The organism is Collinsella sp. AF11-11, assembly GCF_003465485.1.
Taxonomy (GTDB): Bacteria; Actinomycetota; Coriobacteriia; order Coriobacteriales; family Coriobacteriaceae; genus Collinsella.
This window is the reverse complement of sequence record NZ_QSAS01000030.1, coordinates 1-4,920: the sequence shown is the minus strand read 5'-3', so window position 1 is coordinate 4,920 and position 4,920 is coordinate 1. Positions and strand designations below refer to the sequence as shown.

The following is a 4,920-nucleotide window of genomic DNA, read 5'->3' as shown; positions in this document are numbered from 1 at the left end:
GGCGACCTTGTCGGCGAGCGCGGTCATCTTCTTGCCGGTCTCGTAGAGCGCCTTGCCGTCCTCGAGATAGCCCTCCTGGTCGAAATGCATGATCTCGATCTTCTCGGTTTCCTTCATTTGTCTCTCCTTTCTGGGGTTGTTTCCACATCCCCCATGCCAACGGGCATCAAAACCCGCTTACATTCCGTAACACTCAGCCGCTTTGGCCTTAAGCGCATTGACTGACTCTTCGTAGCCCTCTGCCTTGACCTCCATTTGCTTGGAGACGGTATCGAGATACGGGTGCACGTTCCATGACTTCAGACGCTCGGCGATCATGGCCGCAATCGTCTGGAAGAACACAAGATTGGGAATTGCGCTGAGCAGCGGAGCCACCTGAGGCACCGCAACCTCGTGAGCCCTACCCTTGGGATGGGCCGTGAGCAGCACCGTTTTTGCCGTAACGTTCGATAGCGCATCGGCGATATTCGCAAGACGCTCCGACCCCTGCGGATCGTCGACGATAAACACCAGATGGCCCGGAACGATCTGCATCTCGGGACCGTGGACGAACTCCTCGCCTTCGTGATGCATGGCAGGAATCTTGATGGTCTCGCTCAGCTTGAGCGCTGCCTCCTCGGCAACACCATAGTTGGGGCCGTTGCCGACGACCATGGCGGGCATGTGCTCAGAAAGCTCGAGCATGTGATCTTGGACATATGCCTCGGCGGTCTTGCACATCACGGCATTAGCCTGGATAGCCTCGCGCAGGTCATCAAGACGCTGAGCAACGCCCTTGGCGTCAATCGTTCCGCGCGCCTGACCGCCGTAAATACCAAAGAGCACCAGGTACTCAACGAGAACCTCGACGCCCAGAGTCACAAAGTCCACCGACTCGACACCCACACCGTAGTCAAGAACGATGTCAGCGTGTTCCTTGATGGGTGCCTCGACGTTTGCCGTGAGCGCAACTGCAGCCATATCGTGTGCACGCATGTAATCGAGCGCCGCAATCGTATTGGTCGAATAGCCGCTCTGCGAGACGGCGATGTTGAGCGCATGCTGCGGATAGGTGTGTTCAAAATCGACGAAGGCCTCGGGCGTCACAACGGACACCTGCATCTGCAGCGCATCTTGCAGGTAATCGCGGGCGCAATCGGCGGCATGGCGCGACGAACCCGAAGCAACGATGCGCAGTGCATCAAAAGAACCGGACTGGAAAATATCAACGAGCTGCGCTACCAGCTCAGACGAACGCTCGAGGTTCTCCCCCATACGCACATGGGCAAGCTGAACGTAATCGAGCATCTTCATCGTCTCACCTCGTAACAAATCATTAGTATTTGATACCAATCACAGTTACAGGTTACGGCTTTTTGATACCTCTTTGTCGATTAATTTATCCCCATCGGCGAACGGTCGATTTTGAGCCATGTAAGGTTGTATATACGGTCTGCTCAACGAATCAAAATTCCGTCAACTTTTCAGCCCGTTATGCAAAAAACCAGCTAGTACGTATAGGTATATCCACCCGCATCACCGCGGTTAAACGACTTGACGTACTCGATCGCCTGGCCGCTCGCATCGAAGCTTACGCACTCCAGCGTCAAGGCAAGATCACCCTGCTCCAGTCCAAGCAGGCCGGCATCTCGTGCGCCCAGCGCTTCGATATCGAGCTTTTCCTGTGCCATAACTGGCTTTCGGCCCAGCATCTCATAGGTCTCGTACAAGCTGAAGACCGACACGTCAATATCTTCGATGGTTGGGAACAGCAGGCAGGGAATCAGCGCCGTCTCGATCGATACGGGGCTACCGTTTATGCAGTTCAGGCGTCGAATGGAATAGAGCAGGTCGTCCTCGGCGATGCCAAACAGGTCAGCGTAGTATGGCCCCGCATAACGCTTGGAACGTGCGAGAATACGGACGGACGGCTCGCCGCCCGAAGCACGGACCGATTCACGGAAACCGCCCGTGCGTTCAAAAAAAGCAGGTACTTTCTGCGCCACAAAGGCACCTTTCCCCCGAACACGGCGAATCTGCCCGCGCCGAACCAGCTCATCGACAGCGCTTCGGATGGTCAAGCGTGTCGTACCAAATTCCTCGGCGAGGTCTTTTTCGGACGGAATCATGGAACCCGTGGGATATGTACCGCGCTCGATACGCTCCTCGATGCGGCGTCGAATGCGCATATAAACCGGGGTGGCATCTACTGTTTCAGCCATTGTTCACCTGCCACACTCCTCATGCCGTTCTCTTCGCCGTTATCGGCAAAGCGAAACTTTGTGGGCAAAATCACCGATTTGCAATGCTCCACAAAACGCATGTCCTTATCAAATTCAATCGAGCTCTCATAGAACACCGGCGTTCCCTCTTCTTGCTGGAGCAGCTCGGCCTCTTCGACGTTCAAACGCGAGATAGAGATATGCTCACGTCCATGCTCAACACGCACGCCGCCTTCTTTAAGCAAGACATCGTAAAGGCTCTCGCACTCAAAATCGTGCTCGGTAAGCGATGGGCACAGGGACAGGTTAACGTGAGCGGTCTCGATTGACGCCGGCTCGCCCTCAATAAGTCGAACGCGCTGCATGCGGAGCAAAGGAGCGCCTACAGACACCCCAAGCTTGTCGGCAAGCGCCTCATCCGCCTCGATGGTCCCGGTGGAAACCAGACGAGAAGAGGGGTGCAGACCGGCAGTCCGCACAGCATCGGAAAAGTTATACGTTTCCTGAAAGATGTTTAGCGGCTTGGGAGGACACACATACGTACCCGATCCGCGACGGCTCTCGAGCGTTCCACACGAGATGAGCCGCGTGATACCGGCACGCAACGCTGTACGCGAAACGCCAATCTCTTCGCACAGCACGCGCTCGGCCGGCAGGCGATCCCCGCCGGCAAGCTGATGGTGCTGGATATACCAAAGAATTCCCTCAACAGCACGATCTTTGGGGGGAATTGCATAAGATTCGCCTGCCATTGCACAGACTCCTCATTCAGAAACGTATGCCGCCAAAATTAGGCCAGCCCTCCCATGGCATCAAATTCGGCCTTGATCTTCTCGGCGACATTCCGATACGACTTATATAGACTTGAATCGCGTTTAACTTCGTCGGTCATAACGGGAATCTCTAATTTGGAAACCTCGTCTTTTCCCGTCTGAACCGCCACAACAACGCCCATACCAAGACACATATTACGCTTGGCAGCGTTTATTTTCGCCGCCTTGGCAGGATTTGCCAGGATACGCTGGGCAAATTCCTGTTTTGAAGTCACTTCCTCGGCCTCCGGATCGCCCGCCTCGGCTACTTCGCACTGCAACACGTCCGCATAGTCAAAAATCTTAGGCTCTGCACCACGCTGATGCACGGCCCACTTGCGACGCGTGGCATCCTGGTAGATAGCCGGCAAAAATGTAAACCGCGGCGGGTCCAAAATCGTATCCGTGATGGTAAACACATCGGGATCAAAGGCATCCTGCGGGTTTTTCTTCTTGAACAGCCCCATATCAGCCTCCCGTACTAACATTTAACAACTCAAGCTGAATATAGCACCAATTTCAAGCCGCCACCTCACCCTATCGGTACGCGGCGTCTGTGGCTCGCCCAGCGGAAGAGTTCACGGACGAGGGCCGGGGAGGCATACTCTGTTTTGAGAAGTGGGCTTCGCGAACTTCTCAAAACAGAGTATGCCTCCCCGGCCCCGGCAATGTATCGTAGGCTGACCAAAGTAAGATATACAGTTTCCAAGGCCGCAACAGCAACAGCCCCATCACATTAAAAAATATCAGCGCCGCATATCGAAACGGTCGAGAGGGCCTTGCCCGGCGGGGTTGCCTTGCTCCGGGAAGTTCGCGAAGCCCACTTCTCAGACCAAGGCAACGCGCCCGGAGGCGGCCCCAGCGCGAGACCGTCCCGAATGCCTACCCACACAGCGTGGTTACGAGTGGGATAGTCAGAATGGAGCAGATGATCGACAAAAACGTGCACTGCATCATGGGGCGTGCATCCTTGCCGTATTGTAGGCAGTACAGCGTACCGTTGCTGCCCACCGGCATTGCCATCTCGAGCACAAGCGTCGCGATAAACATGGGCGTCATGCCGGGCCACAAGCGCGCGACGGCAAGACATGCCACCGGCACGACAACCAGGCGAAACGCCACGGCGACATAGGCGCGCCAGTTGGTAAGCATCTCGAGCGGACGGTACTTGGCGATAGACGATCCCATGAGCAACAATGCCGCTGGAGTGGTCATGGTGCCAACGATGGAAATCGAGTCGCCCAACACGCCCCAATCGGTCCATCCGGTTAGCACGATCCCAAGCACAACAGCACTTGCAATGAGACCAGGACTCTTGCAGCAGGCGGCAATATTGCGCATCTGTTTTTTAAGGCCACCATCCATTCCGCTAAATAACATGGCACCGACGGTAAACATAAGAAGGTTTAGGGGGATAAGCGCAATCGATGCATACAACAGCGCTTGTTTTCCCAGCACCGCCGAAATAACCGGAAAACCGATAAACCCGGCATTACCGAAAAGCATGGCGAAGCGATACGAGCATTCCGTCCCTTTGGGAACGCGAAGAGCAGCGGTGACGGCAAACGCAATAACGATCGCCACCACATACATCACAAAGGACAGACCCATGAGCGAAAACGTATCGGCAATGCTCGGAAGCTTCACGTCATCGCCCAGCGCTGACGAAAGCACCAAGCACGGTAGCGCCACCTGCAACAGCAGATGCGACAGCTCGCGCTCGAACTCCGCTTTCATAAACCCCAGCTTGGCGATACACCACCCCAACAAAATAGGCAGCGAAACCGTCAACATCTGAAGCGCCACACTCGTAAAGCTCATGCTTCCCCCTTATCTGTTCCACGAGGGCCGGGGCGCCTGTCTTGTTTTGAGAAGTGGGCTTCGCGAACTTCTCAAAACAAGACAGG

5 protein-coding genes are annotated in these 4,920 nt (G+C 55.4%); all 5 read right to left on the bottom strand.

Translation table 11 applies throughout. From position 1 onward, the window contains the following. Window positions 1-177: 177 nt before the first annotated feature. Window positions 178-1,293, bottom strand: coding sequence for an SIS domain-containing protein (locus DWV58_RS09640; RefSeq protein ID WP_117776938.1), 1,116 nt, complete (start codon window positions 1,291-1,293; stop codon window positions 178-180). A gap of 194 nt (window positions 1,294-1,487) precedes the next feature. Then, complete coding sequence (locus DWV58_RS09635) at window positions 1,488-2,201, bottom strand: GntR family transcriptional regulator (RefSeq protein WP_117648564.1); 714 nt, start codon at window positions 2,199-2,201, stop codon at window positions 1,488-1,490. Next, window positions 2,186-2,953: a GntR family transcriptional regulator gene (locus DWV58_RS09630; protein ID WP_117648565.1), complete on the bottom strand. Its 768-nt coding sequence runs from the start codon at window positions 2,951-2,953 to the stop codon at window positions 2,186-2,188. Before DWV58_RS09630 ends, DWV58_RS09635 begins: the two co-directional genes overlap by 16 nt. 38 nt (window positions 2,954-2,991) lie before the next feature. Next, window positions 2,992-3,480 carry a hypothetical protein gene (locus tag DWV58_RS09625; RefSeq protein WP_117648566.1) on the bottom strand — a complete coding sequence of 163 codons (489 nt, stop codon included), beginning with the start codon at window positions 3,478-3,480 and terminating at the stop codon, window positions 2,992-2,994. 415 nt (window positions 3,481-3,895) lie between these two features. Continuing rightward, window positions 3,896-4,834, bottom strand: coding sequence for an AEC family transporter (locus DWV58_RS09620; RefSeq protein WP_117776937.1), 939 nt, complete (start codon window positions 4,832-4,834; stop codon window positions 3,896-3,898). Window positions 4,835-4,920 lie beyond the last annotated feature (86 nt).